General features: G+C 39.8%; 1 protein-coding gene. It reads right to left on the reverse strand.

Annotated elements, in window-relative coordinates:
- Positions 1-91: 91 nt before the first annotated feature.
- Positions 92-457 (reverse strand): Rieske (2Fe-2S) protein, encoded by a 366-nt coding sequence (locus PSE7429_RS23075; RefSeq protein ID WP_009629830.1) that lies wholly within the window; start codon positions 455-457, stop codon positions 92-94.
- Between the last annotated feature and the right edge of the window lie 158 nt (positions 458-615).

Raw genomic sequence — 615 nt, forward strand, 5'->3', positions numbered from 1 at the left:
CTTGCGTAGCAAGGCTTTTACTTTTGGGCTTTTAAAATTTGCCAGTTTAACCCGAACTGACGTTATTTAGCGATATTTAGCGATCGCAGATCTAGGAATCAATAAACAGATCGGTTCCTTCTTGAGTGACTGCAAAATTTGCCACATCAGTGGGAGACTTACCCATCGCGATCATTTTCTGGGCAATAGCAGGTAGAGGAATCCCGACAAAGGAATCTACCCATTCAACATTCTTACCAGTACAAATTTCAAATTTAGAACCATGAAAAGGACAGGTAATGACACCATTTTCAAATTTACCTTTGGCTAAGGGCAGTCCAAAATGAGGACATTTATTGGCGATCGCACAATAATTATCACCAACTTTTGCGACGAGGACAGATTTCCCATTGGCACTGGTCTTCAGGACTTTATCGGAACTGACATCGGTCGTGGAGGCAATTTTGACTTTAGTCATTTTTTTATAAATGCATGTTTTAAGACACAAAAAACTATATCACAACCCATATTTGTGAAGGCATGATCATGTATTAGGGTATTTAATACTCCCTTCCTCCCAAAAAAATAGGCATTATTAAAGTAAATAATTAGGCGTGCGCGGCAAAGCCGCGCACG

Origin of the sequence: Pseudanabaena biceps PCC 7429 (genome assembly GCF_000332215.1) — a bacterium.
Lineage (GTDB): Bacteria > Cyanobacteriota > Cyanobacteriia > Pseudanabaenales > Pseudanabaenaceae > Pseudanabaena > Pseudanabaena biceps.